Origin of the sequence: Arcticibacter svalbardensis MN12-7 (assembly GCF_000403135.1) — a bacterium.
Classification (GTDB): domain Bacteria; phylum Bacteroidota; class Bacteroidia; order Sphingobacteriales; family Sphingobacteriaceae; genus Arcticibacter; species Arcticibacter svalbardensis.
Genome location: NZ_AQPN01000077.1, coordinates 61,625 through 80,796 on the forward strand (window position 1 = coordinate 61,625; position 19,172 = coordinate 80,796).

Here is a 19,172-nt window from a genome sequence, read left to right on the forward strand (position 1 = left end):
CATGAGGATTAAAGAGTTTTATAATATGAAGGAGAAATGTTATTTAATGCTATCTTTATTAATATATTGAATGCTATAGATGTTTAAAAAATTTTCCTTCCAAAACCAGGTTCTCGCTGGTTTCATGTTAACTTTTCTCATTGTTTTTACAGTTGGTATTGTTTCTTTCTTTAGCATTAAAGATCAAGTGAAAGATGCCAGTTGGGTAGATCATACTAAACAAATTGTATTGTTGAACAATGAAATTGAGTCGCATCTGACCACTGCAGAGGCTGACCAGCGTGGGTATATGATCACAGGCTTCAAATATTATCTGGATGATTATAAAAAGGAACTCGTGCTGATTAATCCAGCTTTTTTAAAGCTGAGAGCTCTTGTCATTGATAATGAAAAGCAAAACATAAATATTGATTCATTAAATTATTATGCCACTTTAAAAGTGGAGGTGATGGATAATCTTATTCAGGGATATGTTGATGGTAAGGATTTTAAGGATCCCTTCATGCTGCTGATGTTCAGGAAAGCGATTCAATATCGGGGTCATATCAAAGTATATAGTAAGCGTATTTCTGATTTAGAACATAAACTGCTGTCTGTCCGGGAGGGAATAAGTAATTTTAGTACTAATCGAACTATTGCTATCATCATTGGAGGCTGTTTTCTTATTTCTTGCCTTTTGCTGGTGCTCTTTATTTATATCAAACGAACGTTCAGAAGACAGAAAGTTACAGAGGGGCGTATTAAGGAAGCGAACGTTCAGCTAAATGAGCTCGCTCAAGAAAATGAGAAGAAAAATTGGTTCCTGACAGGGGCTAAAAGAATTGATGTTGTGATGCGGGGAGAGCAAAATTTAGAGGAGCTGTCGGGAAACATAATCGGATCATTAGCCGAATATGTGGAAGCACAGATTGGTGCCTTTTACCTTTTTGAAGGTAAGATGTTAAAAATTGCTGGTATTTATGCTTATCCTGATGAAGAAAGTACGCAAAGAGTATTTGGCCCTGGAGAGGGTTTGGTTGGTCAGGTAGCGGTTAATAAAAAGCAAATTTTGATTCAGGATATTCCTGATTACTATATTAAGCTGAGCTCCGGATTTGGTGATATAAAATTGAACTCACTTTTAGTTCAGCCTGTGTTTTTTGAAGAGAAATTAATTGGCGTAATTGAATTAGGGTTTGTTAAAGAAATAACTGATCTGAAACTTGAATTCATTACAGAGAAGATAGATGGGGTTGGCGCCTCTTTGAATTCGGCAGACGTAAGGGCTAAACTTGAAAAGCTGGTGAATCAGACTCAGCAACAAGCAGAAACTTTAGAGGCTCAGCATGAAGAACTGACCGTAACGAATGAAGTGCTGAAGCAGAAGACGCATCAGTTGCAGGCCTCAGAAGAAGAGTTAACGGTTCAACAAGAGGAATTACGGCAATCGAATTCAGAACTGGAAGAAAAAGCAGAAATGCTGGAAGAGCGTAATTTTGCTGTTGAGCAAGCGCGTGAGGCCATAGGTGTTAAGGCCAGGGAACTGGAGCAGTCCAGCAAATATAAATCAGAATTTCTGGCTAATATGAGCCATGAACTCCGTACTCCTTTAAATAGTATCCTTATCCTGGCTAAAATTCTTAAAGATGATAAGTTTAAAACCCTGAATGCGGATCAGATTAAATATGCGGGGGTGATTCATAATGCAGGGAGTGATTTGCTTAATCTGATCAATGATATTCTGGATTTATCTAAAATTGAATCCGGAAAGATGGATATTGAACTGGAAGATGTTGATTTGAGGGAGCTTAGTTCAAATATGCAGCACTTGTTTGACGAAGTTGCAAGGAATAAAAAAATCGATTTTAACTGCCAGATTGAAAAAGGAACACCTATAAGTGTTCATTCGGACAAACAGCGGATGGAGCAGATTTTGAAGAACCTGTTATCTAACGCTTTCAAATTTACATCAGAAAAAGGAAATGTAACGGTCACTATTGGATTGGTTGAAAAAGGAGTGGTGTTTCTAAAAGAGCAATTAAAAGATCTTAAGGAAGATGTTTTGGCGATCCGCGTTAAGGATTCAGGAATTGGAATTAGCAAGGATAAACAACAACTGATTTTTGAAGCATTTCAGCAAGCAGATGGTTCTACGAGTAGAAAATACGGTGGTACAGGTTTAGGATTGTCTATTTGCCGGGAATTATGTAATCTTCTGGGTGGAGAAATTCAGATTGAAAGTGAGTATAATCTAGGAAGTTCCTTTACGCTTTATTTGCCAACAGAAAAAGTCTCCAAAGTAGAGCTTACATCCTCTTTAGAAGTAATAACAGGGAATGATCCGGTTTATAATTCTTCTTCAACAATGGAAAAGAAAAATTTCATAGATGACCATATGTATACTTTGCTCATTATTGAAGACGATGTGGTTTTTGCTGATATTTTAAAGGAATATGCAATTGAGAGAGGATTTAGTCCTATTCTGGCCTTTCAGGGGGATACAGGATTGCAAATGGCGCTTGAGCATAAACCGGATGCCATTGTTCTGGATATCATGCTTCCGGTTTTAGATGGCTGGGCTGTTCTTAAAAAATTAAAGGCTGATCCCTTAACGCGTGACATTCCGGTACATTTAATGTCGGCTCGTGATGAAACGAATTCAAAAGCAAAGAAGGAGGGGGCCATTGGTTTCCTTAAAAAACCGGTTGAAAAGGACGAGCTTGATCATGCCTTTAATATCCTGATAGATAATAGCGGGAATGAAAAAATAAAAAGAGTGCTCTTGATAGAGGATAATGAAATCCAAAGTGATGCGCTTGTTGCTCAATTCAAAGCGAAAAATATAAAAGTGAAACAAGCTTTTAATGGAAAAGAAGCGCTGGCTATTTTAGAAGAGGATAGTGACTTTTACTGTCTTATTCTGGATATGAAGCTTCCTGATATTTCAGGTGTTGATCTTTTAGAAAGAATTAAGTCGGATCAACGTCTGTTGGATATTCCTGTTGTGATCAATACGGCGATGGAAATGGATAAAGATATCCTGGCAGAAGTAATTAAGCATACGAATGCGATGGTGCTTAAGAGTAATAAATCCAATGACAGGTTGCTTGATGAAGTGAATCTTTTTATGAATAAGGTTAAATCGGGAAGTAACAGTGTAAAAATAGCTTCATCGGGGAATCCGGTTAAAAATAATTCCACGTTGGAAAAGGCGATGCAAAATAAGACGGTGTTGCTTGTGGATGATGACATGCGAAATATTTATGCACTGTCGTCAGCCTTACATGAGTATGAGGTGAAGGTGGAGATTGCCAATAACGGAATAGAGGCATTAAAGAAGCTGGATGAATTTCCTGAACTGAATATTGTGCTGATGGATATCATGATGCCTGAAATGGATGGTTATGAAGCTATGCGTGAGATTAGAAAACAAAAGCGGTTCAGTAAACTGCCTATTATTGCTTTAACGGCTAAAGCGATGAAGAATGACAGGGAGAAATGTCTGGAAGCAGGGGCTAACGATTATATATCGAAGCCGGTTGACATGGATAAATTGCTGTCCATGATGCGGGTTTGGTTAAGCTAATGATGACAAAAGATTTAACTGAGCAGATTTCCTATCAGGAATTGGAAGAATTGATTCAATGGGTAAATCAGATCCATGGTTTTGATTTCAGGGGATATTCGCGAGCATCATTGAAGAGAAGGGTGACTAGAATGTTGCATTTCCATCACTTGTCTTTATTTGATTTAAAGGCATTACTGGTAAATGATCATGATTTCTTTGAAGAATTTATAGTTCAAATTACCGTTAATGTTACGGAGATGTTTAGGGACCCTTTTTTTTATAAAACTTTAAGGGAAAAAGTTGTTCCTTATCTGTCTTCTTATCAAAGGGTTAAAGTGTGGAATGCGGGATGTTCCACGGGAGAAGAGCTTTATTCCTTTGCTATATTATTAAAGCTGGAGGGGTTTTTAGATAGGTCTTTTTTGTATGGTACCGATATTAATCCGCAGGTTTTAGAGCAGGCAAAAAGAGCAATATATGATCTTTCCAACATGAAAGGTTATTCGAGAAATTACCATAGTGCTGGTTTCCCAGGTTCATTGGCCGACTTTTATGTTGCTCAGTATGATGCTGCAGCTATTTCTAATGAGCTAAAAAAAATACGCTGTTTTCAGTGCATAATTTAGTTTCAGATGCGGTATTTAATGAGTTTCAGGTTGTTTCCTGTAGAAATGTACTGATTTATTTTAATTTGGAGTTGCAAGCACGGGTGATTCAATTGTTTTACGATAGTTTATGCCCTTTTGGATTTCTTTGTCTAGGGTCGAAGGAAACGTTGCAAGGCGCGGAGGTCAGGGAAAGGTTCAGGGTGATTGACAAAACAGGAAATATATATCAAAAAATTGAGTAGCTGGGGAGAGAATGAGATCAGAAAAGCAAGAGAGGCAAAAGTTTTGCTTCTGGGAGGTTCTGCAGGGGGCTTTAACCTGGTATTTGAACTAGTTAGAAAGTTGCCTTTGCATTTTCCTTTACCTGTTGTTGTTGTGATTCACAGAAGTAGAAATTACCCTTCTTTTATAGAAGAGATATTGGATAGAAAGTCAGAGTTGAAAGTGGTTCTGGCAGTAAATAAAGAAAAGATTTCGAAAGGAAAGGTTTATTTTGCGCCATCCGATTATCATTTATTATTGGAACCGGATGGTTCATTTACGTTGGATTATTCAGAACCGGTATTGCATTCTAGACCATCCATAGACGTTACATTTCAAAGCGTTGCAGATGTATATCAGGATAAGATTGTAGCGATTTTATTTTCGGGCGCGAGTGAAGACGGCTCGTATGGGCTCTGCTATATCAAAGAAAAAAAAGGATTGGTTATAATTCAGGATCCTAAGATTGCAGAAGTGAAAACAATGCCTCAGGCAGCGTTATCCAAATGCAAAGATGCCTTAGTGTTGACTAATGAAGGTATCTTTGCTTTTATTGACAGTATAAGTGAGAAATTATTTTAAGGTAAAATGGAAGTGCTTAAGATTTTAATCGTTGATGATAAACCGGAGAATATTGTGGCTCTGGAGGCCCTTTTGGATCGTGAGGATATTGAATTAGTGACAACAACCTCGCCGAATGAGGCTTTGAGGTTATGTTGGGAGCAGGATATTTCCATTGCTCTTGTAGATGTTCAAATGCCTCAAATGGATGGTTTTGAGCTTGTAGAGATCTTAAAAGGTAATCCCAGGACGCGTGAAATACTGGTTATTTTCGTTACTGCTATTTCAACAGAGACGAAGTATGCAGTAAAAGGTTACTCAACGGGAGCTATGGATTATCTGTATAAGCCCCTCGATCCATATGTGACATCGGCAAAAGTGGATTCATTTATTCAATTGGCACGTTCTCAGCGCGAGGTTAAAAGAAAGAATGCAGAGTTGCTTCAGTATCAAAAGGAGTTAATTATAGCTAAAGAGCAGGCGGAACAGGGTAAGCGGATCAAGGAGAATTTTTTGGCTAGTATGAGTCACGAAATAAGAACTCCTGTAAATGGTATTCAAGGGTTAATTCATTTACTGCAGTATACGAATCTGGATGAAGAGCAGATAAAATTGATGGATCTTCTTAAAATATCCTCAGGTGCTTTGTTAGGCATCATCAATGATATTTTAGATATATCAAAAATTGAAGCAGGTAAATTTAAGATTGTTCGCGCAGAGAGTAATATCATTAACCAGGCTCATGCAATAGTCGACTTACTCCAGTATAAAGCGGTTGAAAAGGGGATCGAATTACAAGTTAATATTGAAAAAGAAGTGCCTGCAATGATTATTGTCGATTCGTTGCGGATCAATCAGATTTTAATGAACCTGATTGGTAACGCTGTTAAATTCACGGACAAGGGAGTGGTTACGCTCTTTGTTAAACTGATAGCAACTAAGGGGAATCAGGCTCAGATTCGATTTGTGGTACAGGATACCGGTATCGGAATTAAAAGCGATAAACTGGATTCCATATTTGATAACTTTGAACAGGCGGATGATAATACACAGCAGCTTTACGGTGGCACTGGTTTGGGTTTATCGATTGCAAAGAGACTGGCTGAATTAAAGGGAGGGGAAATTACTGTTTTTTCGGAGTTTGGTAAGGGTGCGAGTTTTGCATTTACAAATTGGTATCAGGTTGTTTCTGATCCGGAAATTAAGGCTTCTGTAGATCTTTCTGAGTTGCCTTTTTTGGAGGGTCTGGAGGTATTGGTTGCAGAGGATAACCTGGTAAATCAGTTTATGATCAAGAAGGTCTTAGAACGATGGAAAATAGAAGTGGAAATGGTTGAGAATGGGAAGTTGGTATTGGAACGATTAAAAACGAAGACATACGATCTGCTCCTGATAGATTCAAACATGCCTATAATGGGAGGGTTTGAGGCCATTCGTAAAATTCGGGCAGATGAAAGTGCATCTATCAACACTATTCCTATTATTTCATTATCGGCTGCTGTTCTTGATGAAGAACAACAACGAGCTATTGATGCAGGAGCGAATGATATTATCACTAAACCATTTGACCTTAGTGTCTTACATCATAAGATTAAGAAGTGGACCAGTAAGGTGTTAAAAAAAGATTAAATTTATTTTAAATAGTACTTGTTTTTATTGAAAATAAAAGCTAGTTTTGCATTCCAAATTTATAACAATCCTAATGCGGAAGTGGCGTAATTGGTAGCCGCACCAGACTTAGGATCTGGCGCTGTAAGGCGTGGGGGTTCGAGTCCCTTCTTCCGCACATAATTCCCCTCGCTTACACGAGGGGAATTTTTTGTATAACACTAAATGTAATTATCATAATATGAATATCACAGAAGAAAAAATTGATAACTTAAATTCATTAGTTAAAATAAACATTAAACCTGAAGACTATCTTCCAAGTGTAGAGAAAGCGATCAAAGCTCAGGCAAAAAAAGCAAAACTTCCAGGATTCAGAGAAGGACTGGTGCCGGTATCTCATATCAAGAAGGTATATGGTAAAAGTATCCTTGTTGATCAGGTAAATACTCTTTTGAATGATTCGATTAAGCAATATATTACAGACAGTAAATTAAGTATATTGGGTCAGCCGTTACCGCATCCAGATACGGAAAAACATAACTGGGATTTATCAGATGAGTTCGAGTTCAAGTATGAAGTAGGATTAGCTCCTTCATTTGAATTGGATTTTTCGAAGGCTGATGCTATTCCGTACTATACGATTAAAATTGATCCTGAAACGTTAGAGTCAAGGATCAAAAATATCAGGAAGAGTTATGGCAAAATGACAAACCCTGAAGTTTCGTCAGATAATGATGTGCTTTATGCAGAGTTGACACAGCTTTCTGCAGATGGCTCTGTTTTTGAAGATGCTATACGTGCAACTACTTCGGTTCGAATTGACCTTGTCAGTGATGAAGAGGTTAAAAAGAGCCTGATCGGTTTAAAGGTAGGGGATGTGATTGAATTTGATATTCAGAAGGCATTTAATCATGATTCTTTTCAGGTTTCCAAGATCCTAAAGATCGACGAAGTGGATGCAAAGGATCTGACCTCTAACTTTCAGTTGACTGTTAAAAATGTAAACCGTCTGGATGAGTCTGATTTGAACCAGGAGTTCTTTGATAAGGTGTTTGGTGAAGGAATTGTAACTACTGAGGAGCAGTTTCGTGAAAAGATTACCGGAGAGCTGGAATCTATGATGGTGCAGAATAGCGAAACTAGATTTCAAGGTGATCTTGCTAAATACGTTATAGCAAAATATGCCATGCAGCTTCCTGATGAATTCCTGATGCGTTGGTTAAAAGTGACCAATAAGGATTTGTCGGATGAAGATTTGCAAAAGGGATACGATGATTTTGCGAATAACTTAAGATGGACGCTGGTTGCAGACAAAGTTGTTAAAGAAAATAAAATAGAGATAAAATATGAAGATGTATTTGAATCTGCAAAAATAAAATTAGGCGCTCAATTAAGTATGTACAGTCCGCAAGCTGTTACAGATGAGACGTTATCAGATTATACTGTACAGTTTTTGCAGAATCAGGAAAGTGCAAGTAAATCTTTTGACGAAGTAAAAACACAAAAAGTATTTGAATACCTGAAAAGTGTTATTACATTAGATCGCCAGGAAATTGAATACAATAAATTCTTGTTATTAGATTAAGTTTTTATGGTTGTGAGAGTACTTATGCCATCAATCTTAATCAAAACTTATATTAGCATAAATACTTTTATATATAAATTCAGACCATTAACTTTAATCCAATGAATATTGACAAAAATGAGTTTCGTAAATACGCGGTAAAACATCATCGCATTGGTAGTCAGCATGTAGACAGTTTCATTGGTAGGGTAGAGAAAAGTGCTCTTCCAATGTCTATGACCCCATATATTATAGAAGAGCGCCAATTAAATGTGGCACAGATGGATGTGTTTTCGCGGTTAATGATGGATCGTATCATTTTTCTGGGAGATGCCATTTATGACACAAACGCAAATATTATACAGGCTCAGCTTTTATTTTTACAATCTACTGACGCAAAAAGAGATATACAGATTTATATCAATTCACCTGGCGGCTCGGTATATGCCGGACTAGGTATTTATGATACGATGCAGTATATCACTCCTGATGTGGCGACTATTTGTACGGGTATGGCGGCATCTATGGGTGCAGTTTTAATGTGTGCAGGTGCGGCAGGTAAACGTGCTGCTTTAGCGCATTCACGTATTATGATCCACCAACCATTAGGTGGTGTGCAGGGTCAGGCATCCGATATTGAGATCACTGCCCGTGAGATCCTGAAATTAAAGAGAGAGTTATATGAAATCATTGCCCTTCATTCGGGTCAGGATTATCAGAAAGTACATGATGCATCAGACAGGGATTATTGGATGATTGCAAGTGAAGCAAAAGAGTTCGGAATGATTGATGAAGTGCTGGGAGAAAACAAAGTAAATAATGAGTAAGAGCTCAAAGGATATTAAGTGTTCCTTCTGCGGATCTGGTAAACAGGATACATTAATGCTAATAGCTGGTCTGGATGCACACATTTGTGATAAATGTGTTGCCCAGGCTAACCAGATTTTGGCGGAAGAATTGTCGGTTCGTAAAACAAAGGGTGCAGGATCTTCAGTTACGCTGATGAAACCTATGGAAATCAAAGAGCATCTGGATCAATATGTTATTGGTCAGGATGAAGCCAAGAAAGTGTTGGCAGTAGCGGTTTATAATCATTATAAACGGCTGAACCAAAAGGTGGAGAAGGATGAAATCGAGATAGAAAAGTCTAATATCATTATGGTTGCTGAAACAGGAACCGGAAAGACATTGTTGGCAAAAACTATCGCGAAGATCTTACATGTTCCATTTTGTATCTGTGATGCAACGGTGTTAACAGAAGCAGGTTATGTAGGGGAAGATGTAGAAAGCATTTTAACGCGCTTGTTGCAAGCGGCGGATTACGATGTAGCGTCTGCAGAACGGGGGATTGTTTATATTGATGAGGTGGATAAAATTGCCCGTAAGAGTGATAATCCATCTATTACCAGGGATGTTTCCGGTGAAGGGGTACAACAGGCGTTATTGAAAATTCTTGAGGGTACAGTTGTGAATGTTCCTCCTCAGGGTGGACGTAAACATCCGGATCAGAAAATGATTGCTGTAAATACGAATAACATTCTGTTTATCTGTGGCGGTGCATTTGATGGTATTGACAGGAAAATTGCAAATCGTTTAAAGACTCAAACAGTAGGATACAAGATTAATGATTTGGATGACGATAATATAGATTTAACTAATTTATATAAATATATCACTCCTCAGGATCTTCGTTCTTTTGGTTTAATTCCCGAATTGATTGGAAGGCTTCCTGTGATTACTCACCTTAATCCTTTGAACAGAGGGGCATTGTTAAGTATATTAACGGAACCCCGGAATTCGCTGGTTAAGCAGTACAAGAAGCTTTTTGAATATGAAGATATTAAGCTTGAGTTTGACAAGGAGGTGCTGGAGTTTATTGTAGATAAGGCAATGGAATTTAAACTAGGAGCAAGGGGACTCAGGTCTATTTGTGAATCGATCATGATTGATGCGATGTTTGAAGTTCCATCCGAAAAGCGGCAAGGCAAGGGGCTGGAGATCACGTTGAGCTATGCTCTTGAAAAGTTTGCTAAAACGGATATAAAAAAGCTTAAAGTAGCATAAGAGAAACCCCGAAGAGATTCGGGGTTTTTTTATCATAAACCTAAAATTATGAATGAAGAAAAAGATGTTAAAAAGGATGATGATTTGGTAGAACAAGCCAAGAAAATTAAGGAAGTAGAAACGCCTATTCGCAAAGGACTTAAAACAAAGGAGCAGATAGTAAATAATTGGCTTCCAAGATATACGGGACGTCCTTTAGGTGATTTTTCTCAATTTATTCTTTTAACTAATTTTTCTAAATACCTGCAGTTATTTTCTGAATGGCATGATAATGCCCCTATAATGGGTCTGGATAAACCGATGCAGAGTGTTACAGCAGATGGTATTACCATAATCAATTTCGGTATGGGGAGTCCATTAGCGGCAACGATGATGGATTTACTCAGTGCGATACATCCAAAGGCGGTTTTATTTTTAGGGAAATGCGGCGGCTTAAAGAAAAAAAATAGTATCGGAGACCTGATTCTTCCGATCGCTGCTATTAGAGGAGAAGGTACATCTAATGATTATATGCCGGCAGAAGTTCCCGCACTTCCAGCTTTTGCGCTTCAAAAAGCGATTTCTACTACCATTAGAGATCATTCCCGTGATTATTGGACAGGCACTGTCTATACAACAAACAGAAGGGTTTGGGAACACGACAAGGACTTTAAGAAGTATTTGAAAACTTTGCGTGCAATGGCAGTAGATATGGAAACAGCTACTGTGTTTACAACTGGGTTTGCCAATAAGATCCCTACGGGTGCTTTATTGCTGGTTTCGGATCAACCGATGATTCCGGAAGGAGTAAAGACTACAGAGAGTGACTCAAAGGTGACAGAGAAATTTGTTGAGTCTCATTTAAAGATTGGAATAGATTCTTTAAGGCAATTGATCAACAATGGCTTAACTGTTAAGCATTTGAAGTTTTAAGGGCATTTTATAAAATCAGATTGATTATTTAGGTCTTTTCCCTGGTAAGTCATTTGTTTGTTGTAAATTTTGCTTAGCCTATTGATTTAATAGATAATTATTACTTTTGCTCTATGTGGTACAACAACATTTTGGAAACTATTGGGAATACCCCTCTTGTTAAACTGAATAAGGTAACTGATGGTATTAAAGCTACTGTTCTGGCTAAAATTGAAACCAATAATCCTGGTAATTCAATTAAAGACAGGATGGCGCTTAAAATGATTGAAGATGCTGAGCAGGCCGGGTTCTTAAAACCAGGTGGAACAATTATTGAGGGAACTTCAGGTAATACAGGAATGGGTTTGGCCATTGCTGCGGTAATAAAGGGATACAAGTGCATATTTACTACTACAGATAAACAATCGAAAGAGAAAGTGGATGCGTTGCGTGCATTTGGTGCTGAAGTGATTGTATGTCCTACTAATGTAGAACCAGAAGATCCAAGATCTTACTATTCTGTTTCATCGAGGTTACAAAGGGAGGTCCCCAACTCATGGAAGGCGAATCAATATGATAATTTGTCGAATTCGATGGCCAATTATGAACAGACTGGTCCCGAGATTTGGGAACAGACTAACGGAAAGGTGACGCATTTGGTTGCCGGAGTTGGTACTGGCGGAACGTTATCAGGTGCCGGAAAATATTTAAAAGAACAGAATCCTAATATCAAGATCTGGGGGATTGATACATATGGATCTGTATTTAAAAAGTATAAAGAGACGGGGATTTTTGATAAAAATGAGATATACCCTTATATTACAGAGGGAATTGGGGAAGATTTCTTGCCACAGAATGTAGATTTTTCTGTAATTGATCACTTTGAAAAAGTAACGGATAAGGATGCTGCGTTGATGACCAGGGAGATTGCGCGTAAGGAAGGTATTTTTGCCGGTAATTCCTGCGGATCGGTAGTTGCTGGTTTGTTGCAGATGAAAGATCAGTTAAAGGAAGACGATCTGGTTGTGGTTATCTTTCATGATCATGGTACACGTTATTTAGGTAAGATGTACAATGATGACTGGCTGAGGGAGCGTGGTTTCCTTAAAGATGAAAAACTAACTGCAAAATCAATATTACAAAATAGAGATAATCAGGAGATTGTAACTATCGATTCGGATAAATCGGTTCTTGAAGCAATCAATACGATTAAATCTTTGAACATATCCCAGTTGCCTGTTACTCAACAAGGGATGGTTGTAGGGAAAATAACGGAGACGGATATATTAAATTCTTTATTGGAAAATCCTGCTGCTAAGTCTCACAAGATTTCGGAGGTGATGACTAAGCCTTTTCCTTTTGTGGATATCAATACTTCAATAGAAAAAATATCATCGCTGATTAGTAAAGATAATACGGCGGTATTGTTGGAATATGAGAATGGTAAAATGGAGATTATAACGCAATTCGATATTATAAGTGCAATGTCGGTTTAGTGGTTTTACCAGTTATTGATTAACAATTATATAGTCCACATTGAAATTCTTAATAAAATAAAGAAAGGCTGCTTCGATCTCTGAAACAGCCTTTCTTTTTATTTCTTTAGAAAGCTTTAATGCGATTTTGGCATAATGTTGATCCGTTTGATATCAGCTCCGAGAGCTCTCAAACGAATGTCAATATCCTGGTAGCCTCTTTCAATCTGTTCTATATTGTGAATGATAGATCTTCCATTGGCAGAAAGAGCAGCTATTAATAAAGCTACACCAGCCCTTATATCAGGGGAGGTCATTTCAATTCCACGTAGTTGCACTTGCTTGTTAAGGCCAATAATTGTTGCTCTATGCGGATCGCAAAGGATTATTTGAGCGCCCATATCAATGAGTTTATCCACGAAGAATAAACGGCTTTCAAACATTTTCTGATGTACAAGAACGTTTCCTTTGGCCTGAGTTGCTATGACAATGACAATACTGAGCAAGTCAGGAGTGAAACCTGGCCAGGGAGCATCGGCCACTGTTAATATAGATCCATCAATAAAGGTATCAATTTCGTAGTTTGACTGCGCAGGGATGTAAATATCATCGCCTCTGCGTTCCAGCTGAATGCCCAATCGCTTAAAGACTTCAGGAATAATGCCTAATTCTTCATAATGGACATCTTTGATGGTGATCTCTGAGCCTGTCATAGCCGCGAGGCCTATAAAGGAGCCAATCTCAATCATATCGGGCAGTAAGCGATGTTCAGTGCCACCTAGCTTTTTAACGCCTTCAATGGTGATTAAATTGGAGCTGATTCCTGATATCTTGGCTCCCATTCTGTTCAGCATTTTACATAGTTGCTGAATGTAGGGTTCGCAGGCTGCATTGTATATGGTTGTCGTACCCTTAGCCAGAACAGCGGCCATGATGATATTTGCAGTACCGGTGACTGAGGCCTCATCTAAAAGGACGTATGCTCCTTTTAAATTAGTAGCATCAACATTGAAAAAACTGGTGTCTGCGTTGTAGTTGAACTTAGCTCCAAGCTTTTCGAATCCAAGAAAATGGGTGTCCAATCTGCGTCTGCCAATCTTATCTCCACCTGGTTTTGGGATAGCTGCTTTTCCAAACCGGCCTAATAAGGGCCCCACAATCATGATAGAACCTCTTAAACTACCACCTTTGGATTTAAAATGTTCGGATTGAAAAAATTCAAGATTGATATTTTTCGCTTCGAAAGTATAGGTGTCCTTACTTAAACGTTCTACAGCAACACCGAGGTCTCCTAATAGTTCGATGAGCTTATTGACGTCTACAATATCAGGGATATTGCTAATAGTAACTTTCTCTTCAGTTAAAAGGACGGCTGAAATAACCTGTAATGCTTCATTTTTGGCACCTTGAGGAATAATTTCTCCCTTCAGAGGTTTGCCTCCGTTAATTTCAAATGCATTCATGCCTTGGATATTTGGTTTTACAGGTTAGTAGCGTTTCCCCGGGTTTTTAGGACGGTTACTCCCATTGCGGTTATTTGAATTCTGTCTGTTCTTGTTATTTTGAAGATTGTTCTTCTGCATGCCTTTAGGTCGGATGCTTGAAGGCGCGGGGCGGACATCAACTTTATTCAAGTTTACGTTGTCTTCAAGAGCAAGTTCACCATTAGAAAGCTCTTTTAGATCTTGAATAATCGTTTCGTCAGTTACCGAGTCTTTATTCCATGTGACATAAGCCATTTTCATGAAATTCGCGATAGACTGCACCATAAGTTGTTTTCGTTCAGGATCTTCAATTTCTTTAGCCTGAGCAATAAGAACTTCAACTGTTTTTCCGTAGTGCTTGTAACGAATTCTTTTCTGTGGGTAAGCCAGCGCTTCCGGTTTTACGTTTAAAACGTCGGCTGTTGGAATAGGGTATGGGGAATCCACATCTATCTTGAAATCGGAAATGATTTGTAAGTGATCCCACAGTTTATGTTTAAAGTCAGCTACATCCCTTAAATGTGGGTTTAGAAAGCCCATAAGATCAATAACTGCCAAAGCATGGCGGTTTCTTTCGTCTTTAGTAGGAAGGGTACAAATATGAGCAACCATATTTTGTACGTTTCTGCCGTATTCTGCAAGGATTAATTTGCTCCTTGTACTATTATAGTCAAATGTCATTCTAGTCGTTTTGTTTTTGGAGGGAAGGTTCCCAGTCAGACTGTTCAATAGTAGTAATAATTATTAGATTACTATGCGAAGTTTAGCAAATTTAAGCAAAAGTTGTTTCTGTCCTAGCTCTTTGAAAAATATAGTTGCTTTAATATCAGATTTATTACCCTCAATATTAATTACTTTGCCATAACCAAAGCGTTCATGTTCAACTTCCATGCCAACTTGTAATCCGGAGATATCAGAAGGAGCAAATCCTTCGCTCGGTATATGTGCTTTAGGCAACATGGATGTGGTCTTCCTTATAATACCTGAATTGGGTTTAATCTTGGAAAATGTATCAGCAGATTTGCTTGAGGCCAATGTATCGTCGAAGAATGGATTCTTATCAGTAGTCTTCTGTGTGTTTTTAAATTCAAGTTCGAGGAACTGTGCATCGATCTCATCCAGGAACCTACTGGGCTCGCAACTGGTGAGTGTGCCCCAACGATACCTTGAAGTAGCATAAGAAATAGTCAGTTTCTTTTCTGCACGAGTGATAGCGACATAGAACAGTCGTCTTTCCTCTTCGAGGTCGGCCCTTGAATTGATTGACATTTGAGAAGGAAACAGGTTTTCTTCCAGCCCTACTACATATACATGAGGAAATTCGAGTCCTTTGGCTGAGTGGATGGTCATTAGAGAAACCGTATCCGCATCAGGATTTTTGTCGTTATCATCATTGGTTAGCAGCGCTACATCCTGCATGAAAATATCCAGACCACGGTCTTCGATGTCTTCACGTTCACTAAACTCTTTAATTCCGTTTAATAATTCCTGTATGTTTTCGTAGCGGTTAAGACCTTCAACAGATTTGTCGGTGTATAGATCCTTAAGCAATCCGGAGTGTTGAGCGATATGCAGAGCAGCTTCATAAGCGGTCTGATTTTTTGCTACCACCTGAAAGCTTTGGATCATAATGGCGAAGTTGCCAATAGCTGTAGCAGAACGTTGTTCGAGAAATCTCCCTGCATCGGAAATTACTTCCCAGGGAGTGATTTTGTGTTGATCGGCAGCGATGATAATTCTTTCCATAGAAGTATCACCTATTCCTCTTTTGGGATAGTTAATGACTCTTTTTAATGCCTCTTCGTCGTTAGAATTGAAGGTTAGTCTGAAATAAGAAATAAGGTCCTTAATTTCTTTTCTTTGGTAGAAAGAAAGGCCACCATATATTTTATAGGGAACATTCAATTTTCTTAGGGCTTCTTCCATGGAGCGCGATTGCGCATTGGTTCGGTATAAAATGGCGAAATCGTTGAATTTTAGACCCTTTACTCCACGTTCCTGAAGAATACTTTCGGCAACGATCTTTCCTTCTTCATTGTCGCTAAAGGCTCTGGCGACTTTTATTTTGTCCCCTTCTTCATTTTTAGAAAAGACATTTTTCTTCAGTTGGTTTTTATTGTTGGCGATGATGCTATTGGCAACATTGACAATGTTTTGAGTTGAGCGGTAATTTTGTTCTAGTTTGAAAACCTTTAAATCAGGATAATCCTTTTCGAAATTGAGGATGTTTTGAATATTAGCACCACGGAAGGCATAGATGCTTTGTGCATCATCACCAACGACACAGATGTTTTCATTAATGGCAGCTAATTTTTTAACGATGAGATATTGCGAGTAATTTGTATCCTGGTACTCATCAACCATCAGATATTTAAATTTATTCTGATATTTATATAGGGCATCGGGATGTTCTCTAAGCAGAACGTTTGTTTTGAAAAGAATGTCATCAAAATCCATTGCGCCAGCTTTGAAGCAGCGCTGAGAATAGATTTGATAGATTTCTCCTAAGCGGCCCCGGCCTGTTGCCGTATCTTCAGACTGGATCTGTGCATTTTTAAGATACTCAGCAGCTGAAATTAAGTTGTTTTTTGCCGATGAGATTCGGTTGTATACAAAGTTGGCATTGTATAATTTATCATCCAACTGTTGCTCTCTCAGGATCGCTCTGAGGAGGCTTTTACTGTCGTCTGTATCGTAAATCGTAAAGTTTGTCGGGTAACCTATTTTCGCAGCTTCAACGCGCAAGATTTTTGCAAATACGGAGTGGAATGTGCCCATCCATATATTTTTAGCTTCCGGTCCTACTAGCTCAATAATACGCTTGCGCATTTCCTTCGCCGCCTTGTTGGTAAAGGTAAGTACGAGTAAATTGAAGGAGTCGACTCCTGATCTTACCAGATGGGCCACCCGAAAGGTTATAACCCTTGTTTTTCCAGATCCGGCACCCGCTACAATCATTACTGGTCCTTTTGTCTGCTCTACTGCTGCTCTTTGTGATGGATTCAATCCCTCTAAATATTCCAAAACTTGATCCTTTTTATGAATTAGCAAAATTATAAAAAATGAGGGCAGAATCTTTAGCTATATAAATCTTTCTTAATAAAAAGCTAAAGTCCTTTATTATCAAGTCGATGTAAGTTGATATTTATATTTTTAATCTTATCATCAATATCATTTATGCACTTACCAACTTCCTCAATAAACTCTTCACTGCCAATAAGCTTGTCTTCTTCCAATAACATTAAACCCTTCATGGTTGCTATAGGGCTTCGTATCTGATGTGATAGATGGGAGGAATACGCAGAAAGCTTGCTGTTTTTAATCTGAAGGTCACGTGTTCGTTCTGTAATTATTTCTTCCAGGTGGTGATTAATTCTATCGAGGTTTTCTCTCTGGAGGGAAATTTCATCATTAAGGGACTGAAGTTGCTTGTTCGTTTTGTTTTTCTTTTTAACATTGAAGGTAAGGAGAAGGACAAGTGCAGTTAGTAGGAAGAGCACTATGGCTGACGCCCAAAAGATTATTCGGTCTGCTTTTTGGCGCTCGATTAGAATTAATGTTTGTTTTTCTCTTTCTAGGTGGCGTTGTTGTTCTTGGAGAAGACCAATTTTTTGTGATTCCAGATTAGAGAATGTAATACTATCTTGTGTATAAACATCTTGAAGATAAACTAATGCTTGTTTGTAATTTTTTCTTTTACTTTCAAGTTGAAAAGCTCTAAATGTATAATCTTGAAGTAGTTTCGGGTCTTTAACCAGCTCGGTATAAGCTTTCCCTTCGTTTAATGCAGCCTCGGCTTTTATAAATTCCTTTTTGTTTATATAGATGGATGTTAAAGTTAGGTTTATACTTGCTACGGTACTATTTAATTCATTTTCTTTCGAGTATCTATTTGCTTCAAGTAAGAGTTTTTCTGCTAAATCAGTTTGATTTAGGTTAAAATAAATTACTCCTTTATTTTGAAGTGCCTGAGTGATTCCGACAGCATTTTTTAGAAGGCTAAATATTTTATAGCCTTTTTCAAGATACTTTAAAGCTAAATTGAATTTATGTTGTCTAGAGTATATAATTCCGATATTCATATATAAACCAGCTATCAAGTCAGACATATTAAGTTTGTTGGCAAGGATAAGTGATTTATTAAAATACATTAGACCCATTTCGGAATCAACTTCTCTATATAGATTCCCAATATTATTGTAAACTTTAGCAAGTCCTGGTTCATAATTGTTTTTAGCGAAAATACTTAAAGAGGTTAGATAGAATTTCAACGCCTTTTCGTTTTTCCAAATATAGAAGTATCCAACACCTAATATTCTTTGAGCTTCGGCAGCTCCATTAGAATAATGAATTGTGTTAGCCAATTTTAAGGCTTTTTCTCCATATTGAATAGTTTGTTCAGGATCTGTTAATCGAATATTATATCCTAAGGAATTAAGATTATCCACTTTTGAACTATCATTCTCTTGTGAGAATGAGTTTGAAAATGATAAAAAACATATACTGATAGTTAACAGATAATAAAGTTTCATCCTAAAGCTTAAGGAAATGTAAATATTTATTCTAAAAAGCTACTTTTTTTGATTGTAACTTGTCGATTTTAAGGAACAAGAATATGAAAAGTATTTTTCTTATCATAGTTTTAAACAGAGATTCCTAGGTATAAGAAATCTATAAGAGATACAAAGAGCGAAATCATCCATAAATGCATATTCTAAAATTGATCTGTATAATTATGTGTAAAAATTGTTTAACAGTTTGCGTTTAGAAAGTATTAAATATGCAGGGTCAAAATTATTACCGCTACATTAATTTAATTAATTAGTTTTTTTAGTGTGCAGAACATATGTTGTTGTATGTGAGTTAATTGTATATTAATACACAGAGTGATTTCACATTTAGTTATAATCTAAACTTGAATCTTTTACAAAAATCAACTGAATATACAGCAATATTATAAAATGAAGTGTTATTATGTGTGTAAATATTGAATAATTTAAGCATAAAGAGAAAAAGTAATTATTATTCTGTCATAATATGAGAAATTGTAATCAGAATCAATTGAAAAAACAGACAAATAAATAGAAACCCAATAAACAGAACAAAATG

General features: G+C 37.5%; 14 protein-coding genes and 1 tRNA gene. 11 read left to right on the forward strand and 4 right to left on the reverse strand.

What is annotated here, in order from left to right; translation table 11 throughout:
- Nucleotides 1-79: 79 nt before the first annotated feature.
- The 11 genes from ADIARSV_RS09510 to ADIARSV_RS09555 all read left to right on the forward strand — a co-directional run bounded on the left by ADIARSV_RS09510 (nucleotide 80) and on the right by ADIARSV_RS09555 (nucleotide 12,600).
- Complete coding sequence (locus ADIARSV_RS09510; protein WP_016195278.1) at nucleotides 80-3,565, forward strand: response regulator; 3,486 nt, start codon at nucleotides 80-82, stop codon at nucleotides 3,563-3,565.
- Nucleotides 3,565-4,173 carry a CheR family methyltransferase gene (locus ADIARSV_RS09515; RefSeq protein ID WP_316929504.1) on the forward strand — a complete coding sequence of 203 codons (609 nt, stop codon included), beginning with the start codon at nucleotides 3,565-3,567 and terminating at the stop codon, nucleotides 4,171-4,173. Before ADIARSV_RS09510 ends, ADIARSV_RS09515 begins: the two co-directional genes overlap by 1 nt.
- Nucleotides 4,161-4,397 carry a CheR family methyltransferase gene (locus tag ADIARSV_RS23020; protein ID WP_016195280.1) on the forward strand — a complete coding sequence of 79 codons (237 nt, stop codon included), beginning with the start codon at nucleotides 4,161-4,163 and terminating at the stop codon, nucleotides 4,395-4,397. Before ADIARSV_RS09515 ends, ADIARSV_RS23020 begins: the two co-directional genes overlap by 13 nt.
- Nucleotides 4,390-4,998: a chemotaxis protein CheB gene (locus ADIARSV_RS09520; RefSeq protein ID WP_016195281.1), complete on the forward strand. Its 609-nt coding sequence runs from the start codon at nucleotides 4,390-4,392 to the stop codon at nucleotides 4,996-4,998. Before ADIARSV_RS23020 ends, ADIARSV_RS09520 begins: the two co-directional genes overlap by 8 nt.
- 6 nt (nucleotides 4,999-5,004) lie before the next feature.
- A complete protein-coding gene (locus tag ADIARSV_RS09525; protein WP_016195282.1) occupies nucleotides 5,005-6,606 on the forward strand; it encodes a response regulator in 1,602 nt (533 codons plus the stop codon).
- 75 nt (nucleotides 6,607-6,681) lie between these two features.
- Nucleotides 6,682-6,763, forward strand: a tRNA-Leu gene (locus tag ADIARSV_RS09530).
- A gap of 63 nt (nucleotides 6,764-6,826) precedes the next feature.
- Nucleotides 6,827-8,170, forward strand: coding sequence for a trigger factor (tig, locus tag ADIARSV_RS09535; protein WP_016195283.1), 1,344 nt, complete (start codon nucleotides 6,827-6,829; stop codon nucleotides 8,168-8,170).
- A gap of 101 nt (nucleotides 8,171-8,271) precedes the next feature.
- Nucleotides 8,272-8,976: an ATP-dependent Clp endopeptidase proteolytic subunit ClpP gene (clpP, locus tag ADIARSV_RS09540; RefSeq protein ID WP_016195284.1), complete on the forward strand. Its 705-nt coding sequence runs from the start codon at nucleotides 8,272-8,274 to the stop codon at nucleotides 8,974-8,976.
- Nucleotides 8,969-10,213 (forward strand): ATP-dependent Clp protease ATP-binding subunit ClpX, encoded by a 1,245-nt coding sequence (gene clpX, locus ADIARSV_RS09545; RefSeq protein ID WP_040299679.1) that lies wholly within the window; start codon nucleotides 8,969-8,971, stop codon nucleotides 10,211-10,213. Before clpP ends, clpX begins: the two co-directional genes overlap by 8 nt.
- A gap of 48 nt (nucleotides 10,214-10,261) precedes the next feature.
- On the forward strand, nucleotides 10,262-11,125 hold the full coding sequence (locus ADIARSV_RS09550) for an AMP nucleosidase (protein ID WP_016195286.1): 864 nt from the start codon (nucleotides 10,262-10,264) through the stop codon (nucleotides 11,123-11,125).
- A gap of 113 nt (nucleotides 11,126-11,238) precedes the next feature.
- Nucleotides 11,239-12,600, forward strand: a complete 1,362-nt coding sequence (locus ADIARSV_RS09555) for a pyridoxal-phosphate dependent enzyme (RefSeq protein WP_016195287.1) — start codon at nucleotides 11,239-11,241, stop codon at nucleotides 12,598-12,600.
- Nucleotides 12,601-12,716: 116 nt separating this feature from the next.
- Here ADIARSV_RS09555 and murA read toward each other — a convergent pair whose 3' ends face one another.
- The 4 genes from murA to ADIARSV_RS09575 all read right to left on the reverse strand — a co-directional run bounded on the left by murA (nucleotide 12,717) and on the right by ADIARSV_RS09575 (nucleotide 18,595).
- On the reverse strand, nucleotides 12,717-14,042 hold the full coding sequence (murA, locus tag ADIARSV_RS09560; protein WP_016195288.1) for a UDP-N-acetylglucosamine 1-carboxyvinyltransferase: 1,326 nt from the start codon (nucleotides 14,040-14,042) through the stop codon (nucleotides 12,717-12,719).
- Nucleotides 14,043-14,066: 24 nt separating this feature from the next.
- Nucleotides 14,067-14,744 (reverse strand): DUF4290 domain-containing protein, encoded by a 678-nt coding sequence (locus ADIARSV_RS09565; RefSeq protein WP_016195289.1) that lies wholly within the window; start codon nucleotides 14,742-14,744, stop codon nucleotides 14,067-14,069.
- 63 nt (nucleotides 14,745-14,807) lie between these two features.
- Nucleotides 14,808-17,087 carry an ATP-dependent helicase gene (locus ADIARSV_RS09570; RefSeq protein WP_040299681.1) on the reverse strand — a complete coding sequence of 760 codons (2,280 nt, stop codon included), beginning with the start codon at nucleotides 17,085-17,087 and terminating at the stop codon, nucleotides 14,808-14,810.
- 83 nt (nucleotides 17,088-17,170) lie between these two features.
- Entirely contained in the window at nucleotides 17,171-18,595 is a 1,425-nt protein-coding gene (locus ADIARSV_RS09575) for a tetratricopeptide repeat protein (protein WP_016195291.1), read from the reverse strand.
- Between the last annotated feature and the right edge of the window lie 577 nt (nucleotides 18,596-19,172).